The organism is Exiguobacterium sp. SH0S7 (assembly GCF_004337195.1).
Lineage (GTDB): Bacteria > Bacillota > Bacilli > Exiguobacteriales > Exiguobacteriaceae > Exiguobacterium > Exiguobacterium aurantiacum_A.
Window position 1 is genome coordinate 367059 of record NZ_SJVA01000001.1, and the last position, 18207, is coordinate 385265.

Annotated in this window: 17 protein-coding genes; 3 read left to right on the forward strand and 14 right to left on the reverse strand. The window is 52.5% G+C overall.

What is annotated here, in order from left to right; genetic code table 11:
- Window positions 1–14: 14 nt before the first annotated feature.
- The 7 genes from EVJ22_RS01955 to EVJ22_RS01985 form a co-directional block, all read right to left on the reverse strand.
- Window positions 15–2147: a DNA internalization-related competence protein ComEC/Rec2 gene (locus EVJ22_RS01955; protein WP_158625485.1), complete on the reverse strand. Its 2133-nt coding sequence runs from the start codon at window positions 2145–2147 to the stop codon at window positions 15–17.
- A gap of 1 nt (window position 2148) precedes the next feature.
- Window positions 2149–2700: a helix-hairpin-helix domain-containing protein gene (locus EVJ22_RS01960; RefSeq protein ID WP_131443007.1), complete on the reverse strand. Its 552-nt coding sequence runs from the start codon at window positions 2698–2700 to the stop codon at window positions 2149–2151.
- A gap of 180 nt (window positions 2701–2880) precedes the next feature.
- Window positions 2881–4524, reverse strand: a complete 1644-nt coding sequence (locus EVJ22_RS01965) for a methyl-accepting chemotaxis protein (protein ID WP_131443009.1) — start codon at window positions 4522–4524, stop codon at window positions 2881–2883.
- A complete protein-coding gene (locus tag EVJ22_RS01970; protein WP_131443011.1) occupies window positions 4521–5492 on the reverse strand; it encodes a BMP family lipoprotein in 972 nt (323 codons plus the stop codon). Before EVJ22_RS01970 ends, EVJ22_RS01965 begins: the two co-directional genes overlap by 4 nt.
- Window positions 5493–5648: 156 nt before the next feature.
- Complete coding sequence (locus tag EVJ22_RS01975) at window positions 5649–7169, reverse strand: flotillin lipid rafts scaffold protein FloT (RefSeq protein ID WP_131443013.1); 1521 nt, start codon at window positions 7167–7169, stop codon at window positions 5649–5651.
- A gap of 3 nt (window positions 7170–7172) precedes the next feature.
- Window positions 7173–7694, reverse strand: coding sequence for an NfeD family membrane protein (locus tag EVJ22_RS01980; RefSeq protein WP_083273931.1), 522 nt, complete (start codon window positions 7692–7694; stop codon window positions 7173–7175).
- The gene (locus tag EVJ22_RS01985) at window positions 7694–8095 is read right to left on the reverse strand and encodes a hypothetical protein (protein ID WP_071397799.1); all 402 of its coding nucleotides are present in this window, start codon (window positions 8093–8095) and stop codon (window positions 7694–7696) included. Before EVJ22_RS01985 ends, EVJ22_RS01980 begins: the two co-directional genes overlap by 1 nt.
- A gap of 123 nt (window positions 8096–8218) precedes the next feature.
- Here EVJ22_RS01985 and rnhC point away from each other — a divergent pair, with 123 nt between their 5' ends.
- The 3 genes from rnhC (at window position 8219) to EVJ22_RS02000 (ending at window position 11380) form a co-directional block, all read left to right on the forward strand.
- Window positions 8219–9130: a ribonuclease HIII gene (gene rnhC / locus EVJ22_RS01990; protein ID WP_071397800.1), complete on the forward strand. Its 912-nt coding sequence runs from the start codon at window positions 8219–8221 to the stop codon at window positions 9128–9130.
- A 72-nt stretch (window positions 9131–9202) separates the two neighbouring features.
- Complete coding sequence (locus EVJ22_RS01995) at window positions 9203–10015, forward strand: alpha/beta fold hydrolase (protein WP_071397801.1); 813 nt, start codon at window positions 9203–9205, stop codon at window positions 10013–10015.
- Window positions 10016–10357: 342 nt separating this feature from the next.
- The gene (locus tag EVJ22_RS02000; protein ID WP_071397807.1) at window positions 10358–11380 is read left to right on the forward strand and encodes a PTS sugar transporter subunit IIC; all 1023 of its coding nucleotides are present in this window, start codon (window positions 10358–10360) and stop codon (window positions 11378–11380) included.
- 47 nt (window positions 11381–11427) lie between these two features.
- Here EVJ22_RS02000 and pheT read toward each other — a convergent pair whose 3' ends face one another.
- The 7 genes from pheT to rplT form a co-directional block, all read right to left on the reverse strand.
- On the reverse strand, window positions 11428–13803 hold the full coding sequence (gene pheT / locus EVJ22_RS02005; RefSeq protein ID WP_131443017.1) for a phenylalanine--tRNA ligase subunit beta: 2376 nt from the start codon (window positions 13801–13803) through the stop codon (window positions 11428–11430).
- Between the two features lie 12 nt (window positions 13804–13815).
- Window positions 13816–14838 (reverse strand): phenylalanine--tRNA ligase subunit alpha, encoded by a 1023-nt coding sequence (gene pheS / locus EVJ22_RS02010; protein ID WP_070326957.1) that lies wholly within the window; start codon window positions 14836–14838, stop codon window positions 13816–13818.
- Window positions 14839–15136: 298 nt separating this feature from the next.
- Complete coding sequence (locus tag EVJ22_RS02015) at window positions 15137–15883, reverse strand: TrmH family RNA methyltransferase (protein ID WP_071397803.1); 747 nt, start codon at window positions 15881–15883, stop codon at window positions 15137–15139.
- Between the two features lies 1 nt (window position 15884).
- Complete coding sequence (locus tag EVJ22_RS02020) at window positions 15885–16961, reverse strand: M42 family metallopeptidase (protein ID WP_071397804.1); 1077 nt, start codon at window positions 16959–16961, stop codon at window positions 15885–15887.
- Window positions 16962–16986: 25 nt separating this feature from the next.
- Window positions 16987–17469, reverse strand: coding sequence for a dUTP diphosphatase (locus tag EVJ22_RS02025; protein ID WP_071397805.1), 483 nt, complete (start codon window positions 17467–17469; stop codon window positions 16987–16989).
- 23 nt (window positions 17470–17492) lie between these two features.
- Window positions 17493–17747 carry a hypothetical protein gene (locus EVJ22_RS02030; protein ID WP_131443019.1) on the reverse strand — a complete coding sequence of 85 codons (255 nt, stop codon included), beginning with the start codon at window positions 17745–17747 and terminating at the stop codon, window positions 17493–17495.
- A gap of 86 nt (window positions 17748–17833) precedes the next feature.
- The gene (rplT, locus tag EVJ22_RS02035; protein WP_016508086.1) at window positions 17834–18193 is read right to left on the reverse strand and encodes a 50S ribosomal protein L20; all 360 of its coding nucleotides are present in this window, start codon (window positions 18191–18193) and stop codon (window positions 17834–17836) included.
- Between the last annotated feature and the right edge of the window lie 14 nt (window positions 18194–18207).

An 18207-nucleotide genomic window follows, 5' to 3' on the forward strand; every position in this document is an offset into this window, starting at 1 on the left:
GTTTATCATAGTTTTCACGGCCTGACTGCCCTTCTCACGCTCCCCTGACACCGTCCCCGCTCACAGACGACCATCCCGTCCTCATCCGTCCGCAACAACCGCCTTCCCTGAATACGGGCGAGCGTGTCTAGATGCGGATGACCGTATCGGTTGTTGGCGCCGACGCTGACGACCACAAACTCTGGATCGATGCGAGCGATCAAGTCAGCACCGGAAGACGTTTCGGCCCCGTGATGGCCTAGTTTGAACACATCGACGTCGACAGTCGGGATCAACCGCTCGTTCGCCTCCGGTAAGTCACCCGTCAATAAATAGGACAAGTCTCCGACTTTCATAAAAACCGACACTGAATTCGCGTTCTCGTCCTCGCCCGCGTTAACCGGTGTGACGACCCACATCCATGGATAAGGCCGCTCTCCTGCTTCTAACAACCGCACGTTCACGTCATACGGTTCGAGCTCGTCGACTAACGCCCGCCGCTTCGTTTCATCGGCCACTTCAGCCGCGATCCATACTTCCTCGACCGGAATCAGATCAAGCACGCCCGTCAGCCCACCGATATGGTCATGGTCGGCATGCGTCAGCAAAATGAAATCAAGTCGGGTCTCGCCTCGTTTCCATATGTAAGGGACGACGACATCGGCACCCGGGTCGAACGTCGACCGTTTCTGCTCGTCCGGATGTTGAAACACGCCGCCGACATCGATGACACCGGTGATACCGGCTTGCTCGACGACGATGGCGTCCCCTTGCCCGACGTCTAAAAACGTCACCCGCGGCTCCTCCGACCATTCTAACCAAACGTGCAGCGCAAGCAGCGAAACTGCCGCAATGATCCATCCGACCGAACGTCTCTTATCTAACAGAATCAATCCGATCCCGAGCAACACGAACAAATAGACCGCATGCCAAAATGTGATGTCGTGCAACGGGACCCACGGACGATACGTATGATGTATCTGAAACATCCCGTTCAACCCGTCGAGAATCGGATAGAGCGTCGGTTCGAACTGCGGCATCACATAAGTGACGAGCGCAAGCGGAAGGATCGCCCAGGAAATCAACAATCCGCCAATCACGTTGTACACCGGAGCAAAGATTGAGATGATCGGCTGGATTTGCCATAAAAAAATTAAACCGAACCATTGGGCATAAAGCGCTACGCTGAACAGATTTGTCCACATCGACCGTGTCAAAAGCAAAAACAAGGTCATACCGACTGTCAATTGAAACCCGAGATTCCACAGCAAGTACGGTTGAACGGCTAACAGGGCTGCCGCACACCAACTGAGCATACGAACCGGGTCGCGAATCGTCTGACCGAATATCGACAAGACGAGCACGACGTCAGCGACAAGCACGGCTCGTGCCACCGGCGGCGAAAAACCAGTCAGCCAACCGAATGCGGTCACACAGACGATCACGAGACCAAGTTTCATCTCCCGATGAAGCGGCAACGGACGAAACACCCATCTGAGCGCAAACACGAGCAAGGCGATGTGGGACCCGGAAATGACGAGCAAATGAAGCAGACCCGTCACGCGATAGGAGAACGATGTCTCCTCGTCGAGCAGACGGCTCTCGCCAAACAGTAACGCCTCCATGTAAAGCGCAACGTCCGGACGGTGCGTCGCTTCGATCCGTTCGAGCTGACGTTCTTTCCAGCGCAGCATACGCCCATTTAATCCGTCACTCGGTCGACATCGTTCGACATGGACGTCCTCCCCTTTAAAAGACAATCCAGCCCCTTGCGCCCATTTCGCCTCGTCAAAACCTCCCGTATTTCGAAGCGGTGAAAAAGGAATTGGTTCGAACGTGACGAGACACGTCTCACCCGGACGCCCGAGCTCGACGTCGCGCCCGATCAAGACCCCAGACATCCCGTTCGATTCACCATAGAGCCGAACCGATTGGCCGTTGTCACGTCGGCTCTCGATGGCGAAGACTGCATCCCCGGCTTCATGTACAGCCGGGTCAGAACTTTGTAACAGTACTAGGAAAACGAGTGAGATCGCACCGACATGTGTATAGACCGCTTGCCGACGCCACGTCAAGAGCATGGCTAGCCCGAACAAAAGCACGACACCAAAAGCCCCAGACTTCCAAGCAATGAATAGACCAATCGGGATCAATGGATAGATCGGCATGTCACGGGACCAACAAATAGCCTTCCATGCTCTCGAGCGTTTTCTCGCCGAACCCTTTGACATTCCCGAGCTCGTCGTACGATTTAAATGGGCCGTGTTCTTTCAAATAGTTCAAAATAGCGTCCGCTTTGGCCGGACCGATCCCGGGGACGGTCATCAACTCTTCTTTCGTCGCACTGTTGACGTGAATGCCGTTCGTCGTATCGGTTTCCGGCACTGCAACGGCCTCTCCTTGTTTCGGTACCATGATTTTCGTGCCGTCTACGAGCAATTGGGCTAAATTCAGCTGTTCAGGGTCAGCTTCGTTCGTCAACACGGCGAGAGACAAGACGTCCCCGACTCTAGCCCCTTGCGGCATCGTATACGTGTCGGGCGCTTCAACCGCTCCCGTGACATAGACGACAACTTCTGTCACCGGCACCGCCTCTGCTTCCTCCACCGTCGTAAACTCCTCGACCATCGTCGTTTCTGGCTCTTTCGAATAGAACATATAACCGACACCGACGAACAAGATGACGAGCAACGCGACGACATACCGTTTCCACTTCTCCATACCGTTCCCCCCACATAAACGAATGTCTCTTCATTAGTATGCGAGAAATAGCCGGCTCACGCTCAAGTCCTAGTTGTTAGATGCGGTCGCAATGCTTGATCGTTCACCCACGGATCGATGGCGTATCGGAACGCAAAAAAGAGACAAGCCGAAACTTGTCTCATTGCTCTTCAACTTGTCTCATTGCTCTTCAAAATGTTGAACTTGGCTCGCCAGTGAGGCGGCTTGTCCTTCTAGCTCTTGCATCAAGGCAAAGATTTGATCAAAGCTTGCCTGTTGCTCTTTCATCGAGGCGGCGACTTCTTCGTTACCGGCTGCTAATTCTTCGGTCACACCACTCACTTCTTCGACGCGTTTCAACACGTTCGTGACTTCACGGCTCGAAGCGACCATTTCTTGTTCGATCGTGCCCACGAACGAGGCCACGTGATCGGTCCGATCATGGATGCGTGTGAATGCTTGCTTCGTCAGTCCGAACGCTTGAAGTTGCGCCGTTTGCTCGTGGCTCGACTCTTCGACCATGTCTGTCAAATTGCCGACCTCGTCCCTAATCGTTTGGACGACCCCGAAGATTGAGCGCGTCGCCACATTACTCTCCTCAGCCAATTTCTTCACTTCACTCGCGACGACAGCAAAACCTCGCCCGGCCTCACCGGCTCGTGCGGCTTCAATCGCGGCGTTCAAGGCAAGTAAATTCGTTTGGGCGGCAACGTCTTCGACAAGTTTTGCCATCTTCTCGATTTCTTCTGTTTTTCTCGCGAACTGGTCCATCCGTTCGACGAGCGATTGATTCCGCTCGCTCGAGCGCCGTAGAATATGTTCTTGATCCGTCAACGTCTCGATTCCGGCCGCCACTTCACGCGTCATCTCGGTCGTCTCTTCGGTCGTTTGTTTCGTCTGGTTCAAGCTCGTCTCGAACGACGTCGCCATGATCCCGACCGACTCGAGCGTCTCTTGAAGTTCAGTCGCGATCGATTGGGCCCCGTTCGCCATCTCATCGACCGCGTTCGTGATGTTCGACGTCGTACTCACGACCGCTTCATTTTCAGCGGCGGCCGTCTCCGTCATCTCATTCACTTTAACAGACGTGACCCGGATCGAGCCGATCACGGTTTGAAGCGACGCCGTCATATCTCGCATGGCGCGTTCTAGTCGGCCGATCTCATCGCGTCGCGTTGAATCCGGCAACGTGATCAAGTGCCCGGCCGCGATCGCCTCGGCTGCTTTCACGTTCCGTTCGAGCGGGCGTGTGATTGAGCGGGCGAAGAAGAAGTTGTACAAGCTTAACACCGTGACGACGAACACCGTCAACAAGATTGAGACGAGGAACAGGCGTTTCGTCTCGTCGGCCGCTTCTTTTTGCAACGCCTCGTAAAACGTTCCGTTTTTTAACAACAACGTGTTCACGTCGTTCAAGACCCCTTCTAGTTTCGCCGCTTGAATCCGGGCAGCAATACCGCCTGCTTGAGCCGTTTCAATATTTGCTTCAATACGCTCATATTTGGCTGTGGCTCGATCAAGGTGAGTTGAAAACTCATCGATCAAATAGGTTTGATTCATCTCTTGAAACGTCTCCGTGTTCGTGGCACGAATCCGCTCGAGCTGCGTCAGTGTCGATTGACTCATCTGTTCACCGAGCGACGTCCAAAGGGATTGTTCTTGCAAAAGTGACGTCTCGAGTTGAGATAACTCGATCATCTGGGTGCCGTATTGCTCATTGTACGTCTGCAACCGGTTCAACGTCGTCAATACATAACTCATCATCAAGACGATGAGTAAGACCGTGAATACGGTCGAGAAGATAAAGCGTTTGCGTAAAGTCATTGTAACGTCCCCTCCAGCAACCGTTTCTGAACCGCTTCAAACTGCTCTGTCTCTTCATCGGTCCATTGCACACGGCGCAGCGCTGCTAGCCCGATACCGCCCTCTTCGATTCCGAGTTTGATATGATCGTTGATTGCTTCTGTTTGAAGACTGTCCGCGATCTTGACGATGGCCAAGTCGACTTGCTTTAACATCGACGTGATGACCGCATCGGGTGCGATCATCGATTGATCGCTGTCGACGCCGATCGCCTTGATCCCGTTTCGTTCAGCCGTCTCGAGTACACCGACACCGGTCAGACCGGCCGCAGCGTAAAGCACGTCGGCCCCTGCGGCAATCTGTTTTTCCGCCAATTTCCGTCCGATCTCAGGCGAGGCGAAATCGTTCGCGTAGTCGACGATCATTTCAACGTCCTCGTTCACGCTTTTCGCCCCTAACTCGAACCCGGTTCCAAATTTCTGGATCAACTCGTTGTCGACTCCTCCGATGAATCCGATTTTATCGGACTCGGTTTCAAGTCCCGCGACCGCACCGGCCAACGCGCTGCCTTCTGTCTCTTCGAACGTGACCGAGATGACGTTTGGTAACGTCGATACCGCGTCGACTAAGGCAAATTGTTGGTCTGGGTGCTTTGAAGCAACCGTTTCTAGATCGGTTTGACTCGCGAAACCGAGACCGACGACCACATCGTGTCCACCTTCGACCAATTGCTCAAATCCTGCTTTGTATGTTTCAGTCTCGTCCAATTCTCGATAATCGACGAACCAATCTCCCGTCTCTCGTAACTGCCCCATGCCACGCATCGCAGCGTCACTGAACGATTGGTCCCCGAGACCAACGTCAGACAGGACGACACCCATCGATTGGCGAGGTTCGACCGTCTGTTCGGGCTGATCGATGACAGACTGACACCCGGATAGCCAAACGATACAAGTCGTCAATGCGCCGATTATAATTGTTTTGTTCATAACATGTACTTCCTCTCTCTAATGGTCTGACATCTCATGTATCGTCTGATTTACACCGGGTTTGAAGTCAAACCTTTTAAAACTTAGGGCAATAATTTGAACGACGTCACGACAAACAAGGCTGCAGACGATTGCCTGCAGCCTTGTTGATTCAACTTATTCTTCTGACGCCGCGACGGTCGTTTCCGTCAACTTCCGTTCAGCAGTCGGTGAGGTCGGCACATTGCCTTTTCCGGCAAAATTATCGAGCAAGTCTTTCATATCGATCCCAGACGACGCTTTGAGCGTCTGCTGCAGTGAAGCCATCAAATCAGTCGCGTAACCCGTGACTTTCCCGGCTCCCCCGTCTTTACCGCTCCCCGTATCGACGACCGTGATTTGGTCGATGTTACCGAGCGGTGCCGCAATTTGCTTCGCGTAGTCAGGAAGCATCTTGACGACCATGTCGAGAATGGCGGCTTGACCGTACTGTTCGAACGCCTCGGCGATCTTTTGTTTCGCTTCGGCTTCGGCGAGACCAGTAAGACGAATAATATCGGCATCTGCTTCCCCTTTCGCCCGTTCAGCATCGGCTTCGGCGACACCAGCGAGACGGACGCGTTCAGCATCGGCTTTCGCCTCAGCCTCGATGCGATACTTCCCGGCATCTGCTGCGGCAATTTGACGCGCTTTATCAGCTTCCGCAGCCTGTTCGATCGCATAGCGGTCGGCGTCGGCTTTTTTCTTCACTTCTGAATCATATTGCTTTTCACGACGCATGATTTCTTTCTCTTCGAGCTCGATTTGCTTTTGACGCTCGATGATTTGAACTTGCATCTGTTGCTCTGTGACTTCTTGTTTGGCCTTGGCTTCTTCAAGCTCGTACGATTGGTCGGCCCGTGCTTTAGCGACATCTTGCTCGCGGCGGTAGTCGGCGATGCGGAGTTGGTTCTCTTTTTCCGCTTCTGCGATTTCAGAGTTTCGTTCAAGCTCCGCTTTCCTCGCGTCCTTCATCGCTTCCGCTTGTTTGATGCGCGTTTCCTTATCCGCTTCAGCCGTGGCGATGTCGGCGTCACGTTTTACTTGGGCGATCCGTGGCTTCCCGAGCGACTCGAGGTATCCGTTCTTATCCCGCACGTCTTTAATCGTGAACGAGACGATGACGAGGCCCATCTTCGCTAAATCTTGCGAGGCGACACGTTGCACTTCTTGCGAGAACTTGTCGCGGTTTTTATAAATCTCTTCGACTGTCATCGAACCGAGGATTGAACGAAGGTGACCCTCGAGCACTTCTTTCGCCTCGTTCTCACGCTCGATTTTCGGTTTGCCGAGGAATTGCTCGGCCGCTGTCGCAATCTCACTGATCGAGCCACCGATTTTAATGATGGCCGTCCCGTCAGCCATGACCGGGACTCCTTGCTCGGTATACACTTCAGGCGTCGTTACTTCGAGCTTGCTCGAGAGCAAACTGAGCGGTTCCGCTTGTTGGAATACCGGCAAGACGAACGCCCCGCCGCCGCGGATGATTTTGACGCGGTTACCGGAAGCGTCACTGTGAACATTCTTTTTACCTAAGTAGCTCCCGGTGACGATGAGCGCCTCATCCGGTCCGACTGTACGATATTTCAAGACAAACACGAAGATCAAGGCGAGCAAAATCACCCCGACGATAATACTGACTAAAATGGTTGTGTCCATACATTATTGCTCCTTTCGAATAGTGGGTTCGTCATATTCCATGACGACCGCGATATTTCGTTGTACTTCGATGATGACGACTCGACGATCACTCGGAATCGCTTTCCCGTCAATACTTTGCGCCGTCTTCAAAATCGAACCGACGACCGACTCGACGAGCACTTCCCCGTAACCGCCTTCCGGGACGGGGACGGTCAACCGCCCGACCAGTCCAACGAGCGACTCGTCAGTCATACCAATCGACTCTTCCGCGTTTGACAGCGGGAGGAGGACGAACAAGTACAGTAACGTCGTGAGCGCGAATGAGCCGGCGAGCGCCACCGCGAGACCGATCATCGGCGACACATGGGCGAGCGCGTTCAAGATTAGTCCGATCCCTGCCCCAAGTGCCAGGAAAGAGAGGATGACGGCCGGATTGAACCAGCCCTCGAAGAAATCGAACGCGTCCGAGAACAGCATGTATAAAAATGTACCGAGACCGGCAATGATGAGTACCCACCAGTACAGTTGATCTAACGATTCCATTACCATCCCTCCTCGGTGCGGCGCTGTTGTTCATATGCGAGCACACGTCGCAAATGTTCGACTTCAAGTGCGAGCGCCTGTTCAATCGTATCCCATTCCGATAACGGCCGGGTCGGATACTGTACCGCCTTCCGCACGCGGCCAAGCGTCCGTTCAAGGTTTAACCGATCATACCGGTCAACCTCTTCGAGCCGTTCCTGACGCAGTAGGTGTAAATAGTGATCGACTTCGCCCTGTAACGTAATAATCTGCTCTGTCGCCGCCTCCGACGACTCTTGCATCAGCAGGCGACGCACCCTGACTTGATGGGCAACCAGTTTGGCAATCCTGGCCTCGAGCTCGAGAATATGTTTATAGAGGAACTCTGCCTCATCTTGGTCCGTGTCATCGCGCCACCACATCTCCGTCTCACCTCACTTCTTTTCTACTCACTCATTCATACGTATCAATTGAATCATTGGTTTCAAAATGTGCGAAAAAAATGTAAGATAAATTTGCGAACGTTAAGAAAGGAAGTGCTCACTTTGGGCAATCAAGTCATCAAACTATCGACCGCGGCTCAAGAACAATTAATGCAGAGCTATCGTACTCACGCGGTCAATCCACCACCACACGCCCGCTTCAGTGCCAAGACGCCCCAGTGTGTGATCACCGTGTACAATTCGGGAAAAGTCATGTTTCAAGGTCGGGCTGCGGATGAAGAGGCGGCCAAGTGGGGAGATTCTATCAAAAAGGAAACGTCCGTTCCAAAACATACGTTACCGGCCGGTTTTTCCGATTGGTCCGTCATCGGAAGCGACGAAGTCGGGAAAGGCGATTATTTCGGTCCGCTCGTCGTCGTCGCCGCCTACGTACCGAAAGAAAAGATTGCCCTCGTCAAAGAACTCGGCGTCAAAGACTCTAAATTGCTTACCGATAAAGATATTTTACGCATCGCCAAAGATTTGCACGTCACGATTCCCTACCAGAAAGCGACGCTGCACAACCCGACGTACAACAAAATGCAACGGACGATGACGCAAGGGAAGATGACCGCAATCGCCCACAACGCGGCGTTGTCGGCCCTCTTGAAAAAATTAGACGAGACGCCAGAAGCGATTCTGATCGACCAGTTCGCTGAAAAAGCCGTCTATTACAAACATTTGAGTTCTGAGGCCGATGTCGTCAAAGACGATGTCTACTTCTCGACGAAAGCGGAAGGTCTCCACGTCGCCGTCGCCGCCGCCTCGATACTCGCTCGCGCCTTTTTCTTGAAAGAGATGGACAAATTGAGCGCGACACTCGGTGTCACGTTACCGAAAGGGGCCGGAGCGAAAGTCGATCAAGTGGCTGCGACCTTGATCCTTCGCTACGGTCAAGAACGTTTGAACGATATCGCTAAAGTTCACTTCGCGAACACGAAAAAAGCGATGCGTTTAAGCGAGCTGAAACGATAGTTCTCACTTCAAAGATATGTTATATTTATTTTATGGTTCAATGAACTTAAAAACTTTTGGGGGATAGCGTTCATGTTGCATTATAAAACGTACACATTAAGCGACGACCATCCTTGGGTCATCTTCATACATGGCGCAGGCGGGAGTCTATCTCACTGGTATCGTCAAATTCGTCCATTTCGAAAGAAATATAACGTCTTGCTGCTCGACCTCCGCGGTCATGGCGGCTCATATAACGAAGAACAATCTTTGAATCAACCACTCAACGCCTACACACTCGATGTCGTCGTCGAAGACGTCGTCGAAGTTATGAACCATTTAAATATTGAAAAAGGCCATATGGTCGGCCTATCGCTCGGAACGATCGTCATCCAAGCGATGTTCGAGCATCACCCCGACCGCATCGCTTCTGTCGTCTTAGGTGGTGCGATCGTCAAGTTCAACGTCCGCTCGACATTGCTCATCCGGCTCGGCAGCCTCATGCAAAGCTTCGTGCCTTACATGTGGTTGTACCAACTATTCGCTTGGATCTTGTTGCCGAAGAAGCGGCATAAAAAATCGCGGATGATGTTCGTGCGCGATGCGGCTAATTTGTGCCAACGCGAGTTCATCCGTTGGTTCAAGATGACCGAAAACATGAATCCGTTGCTACGTCACTTCACTTCAATTCAAACATCCGTCCCCATCCTCTACATTATGGGCGACGAGGATTACATGTTCCTTGAGGCCGTCGAACGAACGGCGAAGCATCAACCGACGGCACACGTCCAAGTCGTCCACGATTCGGGGCATGTCGTCAACGTCGATCAACCCGATACGTTCAATTCCATTTCAATGGACTTCATCGATCAACAAGTCGGTTTACTTGCAGCCAGTACATCTTAAGTCTATACCGTTAAACAGAGACTCAATTCCTTAAACGGAAGCGGGTCTCTGTTTTTGTCTGTGAAAAAATATTTTTCAGAAAGTTTTCAGAAAATATTGATTATTGAAAAATATCGTGTTACTCTTAGACAAATCTTGAACAGAGGAGCTGGCGACGATGCGTACACCATTACATAACGGCCTACTGATTATTATTCGACTGAGGGACTGAAAAATCGACTCGCTGACCGAGACGAATTTTTGGGCCCTTGTTTCGATGGTTTCGGACGAGGCGCTCAATGCATGAACCGTGCGCCTATCCAATCAGGATAGGTTTTTTTATTGGATCGATACACAGAGGAGATGATGGAAGTGAAACAGTACGCAATGGATCGGATGATCAAAATATCAGCAGGGATGGCTAGCGCCGTCCTCGTCACACTTGGGGTCGGTTTGTTGATCGAAACGATCGGCAAGATGGCCGGGCTAGACACGCTCGTCTTGATCGGACAAGTCGCGAAGTCACTGCTCGCCCCGGCGCTCGGTGCCGGAGTCGCCTATCAGCTCGGCGGCAACACCCTCATCTTGTTCAGTTCGATGATTGCGGCGACCGTCGGGGGTGCGGCCCTTCAAGCGACGGAGAGCGGGCTTGTCCTCGTCCCCGGTCAACCGATCAGCGCTTTGATTGCCGCAGCGGCGGCCGTCTGGTTAGGCAAACGTGTCCTCGGTAAAACGAAGTTCGATATGATGGTCGTCCCGGTCACGGCCGTGCTCGGCGGAGGCATCGTCGGCGTCGGCGCAGCTGCCGTCACGACACCGCTCATCAACTCGATCAGCGGGAGCATCACTTCGTCGGTCAACACATCACCGATCGCAACGTCACTCGTCATCGCCCTCGTCTTCAGCGTCATGCTCATGTCACCTGCCTCATCGGCCGCGCTGGCGATCGCACTTCAGCTCGACCCGGTCGCAAGTGCCGCCGCCTTGATCGGCTGCACCGCCCAATTCGTCGGCTTCACGCTCATGGCTTACCGCCAAACCGATCCAGGTGGCTTGGTCGCATCATTTTTCGTCACACCGAAAGTCCAGTTCCCGAACGTCGTTAAAAACCCACGGGTCGTCATGCCACCGTTCATCGCCGCCATGATCAGCGCTCCGATCGCGACTCTTTGGTTCTCACTCGAGGTGCCGTATGAGATTGCCGGGCTCGGCTTGAACTCAATGATCGCCCCGCTCAATATCCTTGCCGCACAGGGTATGGAAGCGTTTCTCGTCTTCGTCGGCACCGGCGTCATCCTACCGGCTGTCATCACGTTCCTTCTTTACAAAGTGACTTGCCTCGTCGGTTGGACGAAGTTCGGTGACTTGGCGCTTGAAGTTCAATGAATTCTAAAAACAGCGATTCCCACAATAAAGGGGATCGCTGTTGTCTGTTAAGCGCGTACTTCGGCGCCGTATTTGGTTTTGACTGCTTCGATGATTGCATCATACGACGCTGTCACTTCTTCATCAAGAAGTGTCCGCGTCGGATCTTGATATTTGAGCGAGAAGGCAATCGACTTCTCAGCTTCACCGACGTTATCGCCCGTGTAGACGTCGAACAGAGCAAGCTCGATCAAGAGCGGACCCGCCGCTTGTCTGATCGTCGTCTCGACTTGACCGGCCGGAATGTCACGCTTCAATACGAGCGCAAGATCTCGCGAAATCGATGGGTAACGTGGTACGTCTTGATAGACGAGCATCGCTTCAGACTTCAATGCGCCAAGGTCGAGCTCGAAGACGTACACTTCTTTCAAGCCGTATACGTCTTTCGATACGGCCGGATGGACTTGCCCGACGTATCCGATGACGTCCCCCGCGACGAGAACGTTCGCCGTGCGGCCAGGGTGCATGTCTGAAATGACGGCCGCTTCGTACGTCACGTCGATGCGCTGCGAACGCATCAGTGTATCGACGATGCCTTTCGCAACGAAGTAGTCGACAGGGATGCGTGTTCCTTGCGAACGGTGATCGTACCAAAGTCCTGTCACTACGCCTGCGACGCGTTCCGTTTCGCGTGGCAACGTCTCTCCGTGCTCTATATACACCCGTCCTGTCTCAAATAGACGGACGTTTGCTTGTTGACGCGCCGTGTTATAACGGGCCGCTTCAAGCAACCCAGGAACGAGTGATGTCCGTAACACCGCACGCTCTTCACTCATCGGCATGGCGAGTCGGACTGTCGTCGCTCCCTCGCCGTCGAACCGTGACGCATGAAGCTCGCTCGTGAGCGAGTACGTGATCGCTTGTGACAAGCCCGTTCCTTGAAGGACGCGGCGCACTTGACGACGGAGTACGTTGTCTTTTGGCAGGTAGCCTTTCGACTTCGATGCCGGGAGCGTCGATGGAAGGCTGTCGTACCCGTATAGTCTCGCCACTTCCTCCGTAATATCAGCCGGCACTTCTAGGTCCGGACGCCGCGATGGGACGTGAACCGTCAACGTTTCGTCTCCTGTCACGTCTAATCCAAGCCGTTTTAGAATATGTTTGATCGTCGTTTGATCGAGGTCCATCCCGAGTCGATGGTTAATATAATCGATCGACACGTCAATCGTGCGGGCGTCGGACGCTTTGCTTCCAGCGATGACCGGCTCACTGATTGTCCCGCCGCTCACGTTGACAATCAGTGCAGCGGCACGGTCAAGCGCGAGGAGTAAACGTTCCGGATCGACTCCTTTTTCGAAACGGGCGCTTGAATCAGAACGAAGACCGAGCGTGCGGCTCGTCTTCCGGACCGAGGCCGGCGTAAAGTAAGCCGACTCAAGGATGATGCTCGTCGTCGTCTCGTCGACTTCGGTATTCGCTCCGCCCATCACTCCAGCGATTGCGACCGGATGTTGTCCATCGGTAATGACCATCATCGACGAATCGAGTGTGCGCGTCGCATCGTCAAGTGTGACGATTTCTTCTCCGTCCTGTGCTTGGCGAACCAGGATAGTATGGCCGAGCTTAGACGTGTCAAACGCATGGAGCGGTTGACCGAGTTCGAGCATGACGTAGTTCGTCACATCGACCACGTTGTTGATCGGGCGCACACCTTCCGCGATCAAGACGTTTTTCAACCACTGTGGCGACTCGCCAATCGTTACCCCGTCGACACGTCGCGTCGCGTAGTATGTGCAGTTGTCTGTCTCGAGTCGAACAGACACGTCGTTCGGTGTATCCGTTTCGACATCGGCTATTGGCAACGTATACGAGCGTTCCAAAATCGCCGCGACTTCATGAATGATGCCGTATAGGCTAAGGCAGTCCGAACGGTTCGGCGTCAATCCGAGTTCAATCACTTCGTCATCGAGATCGAGCAAGCTGATGACGTCCGCTCCGACTTCAACTTCTTCCCGGAACGTATGGATGCCGTCCTGTTCGTCTTCGCGAATCTGTTTTTTCTCGAAACCGAGTTCTTCGAGCGAACAGATCATTCCTTGCGACTCGACGCCACGAAGTTTTGCTTTTTTAATTTTAAGGCCAGGCAGTCTCGCACCGACTTTTGCGACGATGACATGCTGTCCGGCCGCGACGTTCGGTGCTCCACAGACGATTTGGACAGGGCTGTCGTCACCGACGTCGACCGTTGTCACGTTCAACTTGTCCGCCTCTGGATGTTTCGCGCATGAAAGGACGTGTCCGACGACGAGACCTTTCAATCCTTCAGAGCGGTCTGTCACGCTCTCGACTTCAATCCCGTTTTTCGTGATCAAATCGCCTAACGCTTGCCCGCTCAAGTCTGAGACGTCGATATATTGGTTCAACCATTTTTTCGATAATAACATGTATGATCCTCCTTAGAATTGCTCGATGAAACGTAAGTCGTTTGTATAGAAGTGACGAATATCATCGACACCATGTTTGAGCATCGCCATCCGTTCGACACCAATCCCGAAAGCAAAGCCAGACATTTTCGTCGCGTCGTAGCCTGCCATCTCGAGGACACGCGGATGGACCATCCCGCCTCCAAGAATTTCAATCCACCCTGTCCCTTTACAAACGTTGCAGCCTTTACCGCCACACTTGAAGCATGAGATATCGACTTCAACGGACGGCTCTGTGAATGGGAAGAAGCTTGGACGAAGCCGAATTTCTCGTGTCTCGCCGAACAGTTGCTTGACGAATACTTCAAGCGTGCCTTTCAAGTCGGCCATCGAGATATGCTCATCGACGACAAGTCCTTCGATCTGCATGAACTGGTGTGAATGAGTCGCATCATCTTCATCGCGACGGTACACTTTACCCGGACAAATGATGCGAATCGGTTTTCCGTCCGCTTCGAGCATCGTCCGTGCTTGCACCGGCGACGTATGCGTCCGCAGCAGCGTCTCGTCCGTGATGTAGAATGAGTCCTGCATGTCACGTGCCGGATGATCTTTCGGCAAGTTCAACATTTCAAAGTTGTACAGATCGGTTTCGACTTCTGGGCCTTCGGCAATCGTGTACCCGAGACCTACGAACAAGTCTTCCATCTCGTCGACGATTTGTTGCAGCAAGTGGCTATGTCCCGGAAGTGCCGTTCGACCAGGGAGCGTGACATCGATCGTCTCGGCTGCGAGTTTCGCTTCGAGCTCGACCGCCTTCACGTCCTCGATCCGTGCCTCTAACACCTCTTGAATCGTCGTCCGTACCGTGTTGGCGAGTTCACCGACGACCGGGCGCTCTTCGGCAGACAACTTGCCCATCCCACGCAATACTTCGGTCATCGGGCCTTTTTTGCCTAAATATTTAATCCGGACGTCGTTCAACGTTTTTTGTGATGACGCCGTTTCAATTTCTTGAAGGGCCTCACGTTGTAATTGTTCTAACTGTTCTTTCATCAATGTTTCCTCCTCTACAAAAAAAGTCCCTTCAGTCGATGACTGAAGGGACGAATAAACGCGGTACCACCCTACTTGGCCGATCAGGCCCACTTGAGAGCATCGGTATCGGGATGCCAGTTCGGTGTTGTCTCCAACACGACTCCAGAGTGAATTCAGCGCCGACCTCGGCATCGGCTCTCAATCTAGGCCGATGCTCCCTGTGCTCGTTCGGGGGTTCGCGTACTATGCTCTTTCAACGTCTTACCTATATTGTTCGATGTTTCTAAACTATCACGATTCTCAAGCGCTGACAAGGTTATTGTAGCGCGATGCGATACATGAGAATGCCGGCGGCGACTGCCGCGTTCAATGATTCGGCTTCTCCGATTACAGGAATGTGGACACGTGTGTCACAAAGGGCAAGCACGTCGTCATGGACGCCTTGCGCTTCATTCCCGATGACAAGTGCGACTTGATCGTTGAACGCGACTTGGTCGTATGACTTCGCTTTCGAGAGTGCCGTACCATAGACGTGAAACCCTAAACTTTTCAGTTCCGGCAACGTTTCGAGCAAGTCGACCGATTGAATGTTCACATGGAACAACGATCCTTGCGTCGCCCGGACGACTTTGGCGTTGAACGGGTCGACCGTACCTTTGCCGAGAAACACGGTATCAAAGCCGGCCGCATCTGCTGTCCGAATCATCGTACCGAGGTTACCCGGATCTTGAATGCGGTCAAGGACGAGCACATGCTTCATCTTGCGTTCGACCGGCGTCATCTTGACGACAGCGAACACCCCTTGCGTCTTCTCTGTTTCTGATAACAGATCGGCGACATGGTCGGACAGTTCGAGCACAGGCATCTCATCTAGACGCCATGAACTTTTCGGACGATAGGATTCGCCCATAATCAATTGGACGAGTCGTCCGGCCCGGATTGCTTCGTCGACCAAGTGTTCACCCTCGACTAAAAACTGCCCAGACTCTTGTCTGCCTTTTTTCGTCATCAAGCGCTTCAAACGCTTAATCGTCTCGCTTTTCGTAGACGTGATTTTCGTCATATTATCCCTCTTTCAACCATTGAACCGTTTCGTTATCTAACCGTTTTGTGAGCGCCACGACCAGATCGATGGCCGCTTCATAATCGGCTTTATGAATGATTGACACGTTTGTATGCAAATAACGGACTGGAACTGTGAGCGCGACAGCCGGCATCCCGACTCCTGATAAATGGAACCGTCCGGCGTCGGTGCCGCCACCTGGTGTCAAATCTAACTGATACTTGATGTCTTCTGCTTTCGCGACTTCGACGATCAAATCGATGAGGCGTGGATTCGTGACAGTCGTCGCATCAAAGAAGATGACTTGAACGCCTTCACCAAGTTTTGACAAGCCTTCTGCCGGTGTCATACCTGGCGTATCACCTGGGACACCCGTATCCACAGCAATCGCGACGTCAGGTTTGATCAAGTTTGCCGCCGTGACGGCTCCACGCAATCCGACTTCCTCTTGAACCGTGGCCCCTGAGAAGATGGTGCCTGGCGCATCATTTTTCAGACGTTTGGCCGCTTCAATCGCGATCGCACATCCGATTCGGTTATCCCATGCCTTCGCCATCAAGAAGTCTTCATTTTTCATGACCGTGAACTCGCAATGCGGCACGACCGTGTCACCTGGACGGATTCCCCACTCGGCGACTTGTTCTTTTGACGTCGCTCCGATATCCAAGAACATGTCTTTGATCTCGACCGGTTTTTTACGAGCTTCGATTGGAAGGACGTGCGGCGGCTTCGCCCCGATCACGCCTGGGATTTTCTCTCCAGAGCGTGTGACGACGTCCATGCGTTGAGCGAGCAATACTTGGTTCCACCAGCCACCGAGTGCTTGGAAGCGCAGGAAACCACTATCTTCGATGCGTGTGACCATAAAGCCGACTTCGTCCATATGACCGGCAATCATGACACGCGGTCCTTCACCGTTCCCCGTCACACGGCCGAACAGACTGCCGAGACCATCTTGCTCGAACGATTCGACGTGGGGCTCGAGATACTCGCGCATGAGTGAACGGACTTCCCCTTCGTTTCCCGGGACGCCAGTCGCATCCGTCAGTCGTTTTAGCATATGTAAAGTTTCATTCATCTCGTATCGCTCCCTTTCGACTCCATTAGTAGCCTTGATTTTGTCGCTCATGGTTGACTTCATTCTTCGATAAATACGCCATCAGAATCAACTCTTCATTGAAACCTAGCGTATAGCCTAGTTCGAGATATGCCGCCATCAGCGTCTCGTACATCGCTTCTGTCTTCGACAAACCAAAATTTGTCACTTTTCGAAAGATATCTAAAAAAGCATCAGTCGCGTCAAGATACGAGCTTCCTGCCGGGAACGACTCCCGTTCGTATCCGAGGGCGAGTCCGAGCGACAGTAAGAAATGGATACCGTCAACGTACTCTTCTAAGATCACGTCTTGAGGCGACGGGCCTTTCGTTGACCAAAATTTAAAACTTCGGGTCTCATTGGCGAGTTCACCGAGTTCGACGAGTAAAGCGAGTAGCCGTTCATCGAATTGGTTGCCGGATAGTTGATGTTCTTGTTTGATCCGCTCATCTAATTCACGTTGCCGATCAAATAATGTTGTCCAGTTCACCGGTTGCTCCTCCTATTCTCCACTTAAAGCAGTACTAAAATCATTAAAGACCAGCCCACTGCTAAAATCAATACTTGTATTTGCATGCTTTTTGGGGCATGAACCGTTTTTTGGCGTGTCAAATGAAGTCCAAACAACGCTCCAATGGCTCCTCCGGCATAGGCGTACAACACGTTGAACTTCCCTTCGCCGTGCGTATACCGCTTCGCCTGGAAATACGTATAGACGTTTAAGGCGATGAGCGCCAACGCGACGATGGCCAAGATAGATTGATCCATAGCGTGTCCTCCTTATCTTTATCTTAAGAAATTTACGAGAAAAAAGAAAGCGCCGAGATAGAGTCTCGGCGCTTTCGATTGAACGATTACGCGTTCAATTTTGATTTAGCTGTGTTAGCGAGTGAAGCGAACGCTTGTGCATCCGATACTGCAAGCTCAGCAAGCATCTTACGGTTGATGTCGATCCCTGCAAGCTTGAGTCCGTGCATCATACGGCTGTATGAAAGACCGTTGATACGTGCTGCCGCGTTGATACGTGTGATCCAAATACGACGGAAATCACGTTTCTTTTGACGACGGTCACGGTATGCGTACATGAGTGACTTCATGACCTGTTGTTTTGCTACTTTAAATAGAATATGTTTCGAGCCATAATAACCTTTGGCAAGTTTGATTTGCTTTTTACGACGTTGACGAGTCGTATAACCGCCTTTTACGCGTGGCATATAGTTTCCCTCCT

Bases quoted from the DNA above. Each gene is read 5' to 3' on its own strand.
- EVJ22_RS01955 (WP_158625485.1), bottom strand. From the start codon at position 2,147: ATGCCGATCTATCCATTGATCCCGATTGGTCTATTCATTGCTTGGAAG.
- EVJ22_RS01960 (WP_131443007.1), bottom strand. From the start codon at position 2,700: ATGGAGAAGTGGAAACGGTATGTCGTCGCGTTGCTCGTCATCTTGTTC.
- EVJ22_RS01965 (WP_131443009.1), bottom strand. From the start codon at position 4,524: ATGACTTTACGCAAACGCTTTATCTTCTCGACCGTATTCACGGTCTTA.
- EVJ22_RS01970 (WP_131443011.1), bottom strand. From the start codon at position 5,492: ATGAACAAAACAATTATAATCGGCGCATTGACGACTTGTATCGTTTGG.
- EVJ22_RS01975 (WP_131443013.1), bottom strand. From the start codon at position 7,169: ATGGACACAACCATTTTAGTCAGTATTATCGTCGGGGTGATTTTGCTC.
- EVJ22_RS01980 (WP_083273931.1), bottom strand. From the start codon at position 7,694: ATGGAATCGTTAGATCAACTGTACTGGTGGGTACTCATCATTGCCGGT.
- EVJ22_RS01985 (WP_071397799.1), bottom strand. From the start codon at position 8,095: ATGTGGTGGCGCGATGACACGGACCAAGATGAGGCAGAGTTCCTCTAT.
- EVJ22_RS01995 (WP_071397801.1), top strand. From the start codon at position 9,203: ATGTTGCATTATAAAACGTACACATTAAGCGACGACCATCCTTGGGTC.
- EVJ22_RS02000 (WP_071397807.1), top strand. From the start codon at position 10,358: ATGATGGAAGTGAAACAGTACGCAATGGATCGGATGATCAAAATATCA.
- pheT (WP_131443017.1), bottom strand. From the start codon at position 13,803: ATGTTATTATCGAAAAAATGGTTGAACCAATATATCGACGTCTCAGAC.
- pheS (WP_070326957.1), bottom strand. From the start codon at position 14,838: ATGAAAGAACAGTTAGAACAATTACAACGTGAGGCCCTTCAAGAAATT.
- EVJ22_RS02015 (WP_071397803.1), bottom strand. From the start codon at position 15,883: ATGACGAAAATCACGTCTACGAAAAGCGAGACGATTAAGCGTTTGAAG.
- EVJ22_RS02020 (WP_071397804.1), bottom strand. From the start codon at position 16,961: ATGAATGAAACTTTACATATGCTAAAACGACTGACGGATGCGACTGGC.
- EVJ22_RS02030 (WP_131443019.1), bottom strand. From the start codon at position 17,747: ATGGATCAATCTATCTTGGCCATCGTCGCGTTGGCGCTCATCGCCTTA.
- rplT (WP_016508086.1), bottom strand. From the start codon at position 18,193: ATGCCACGCGTAAAAGGCGGTTATACGACTCGTCAACGTCGTAAAAAG.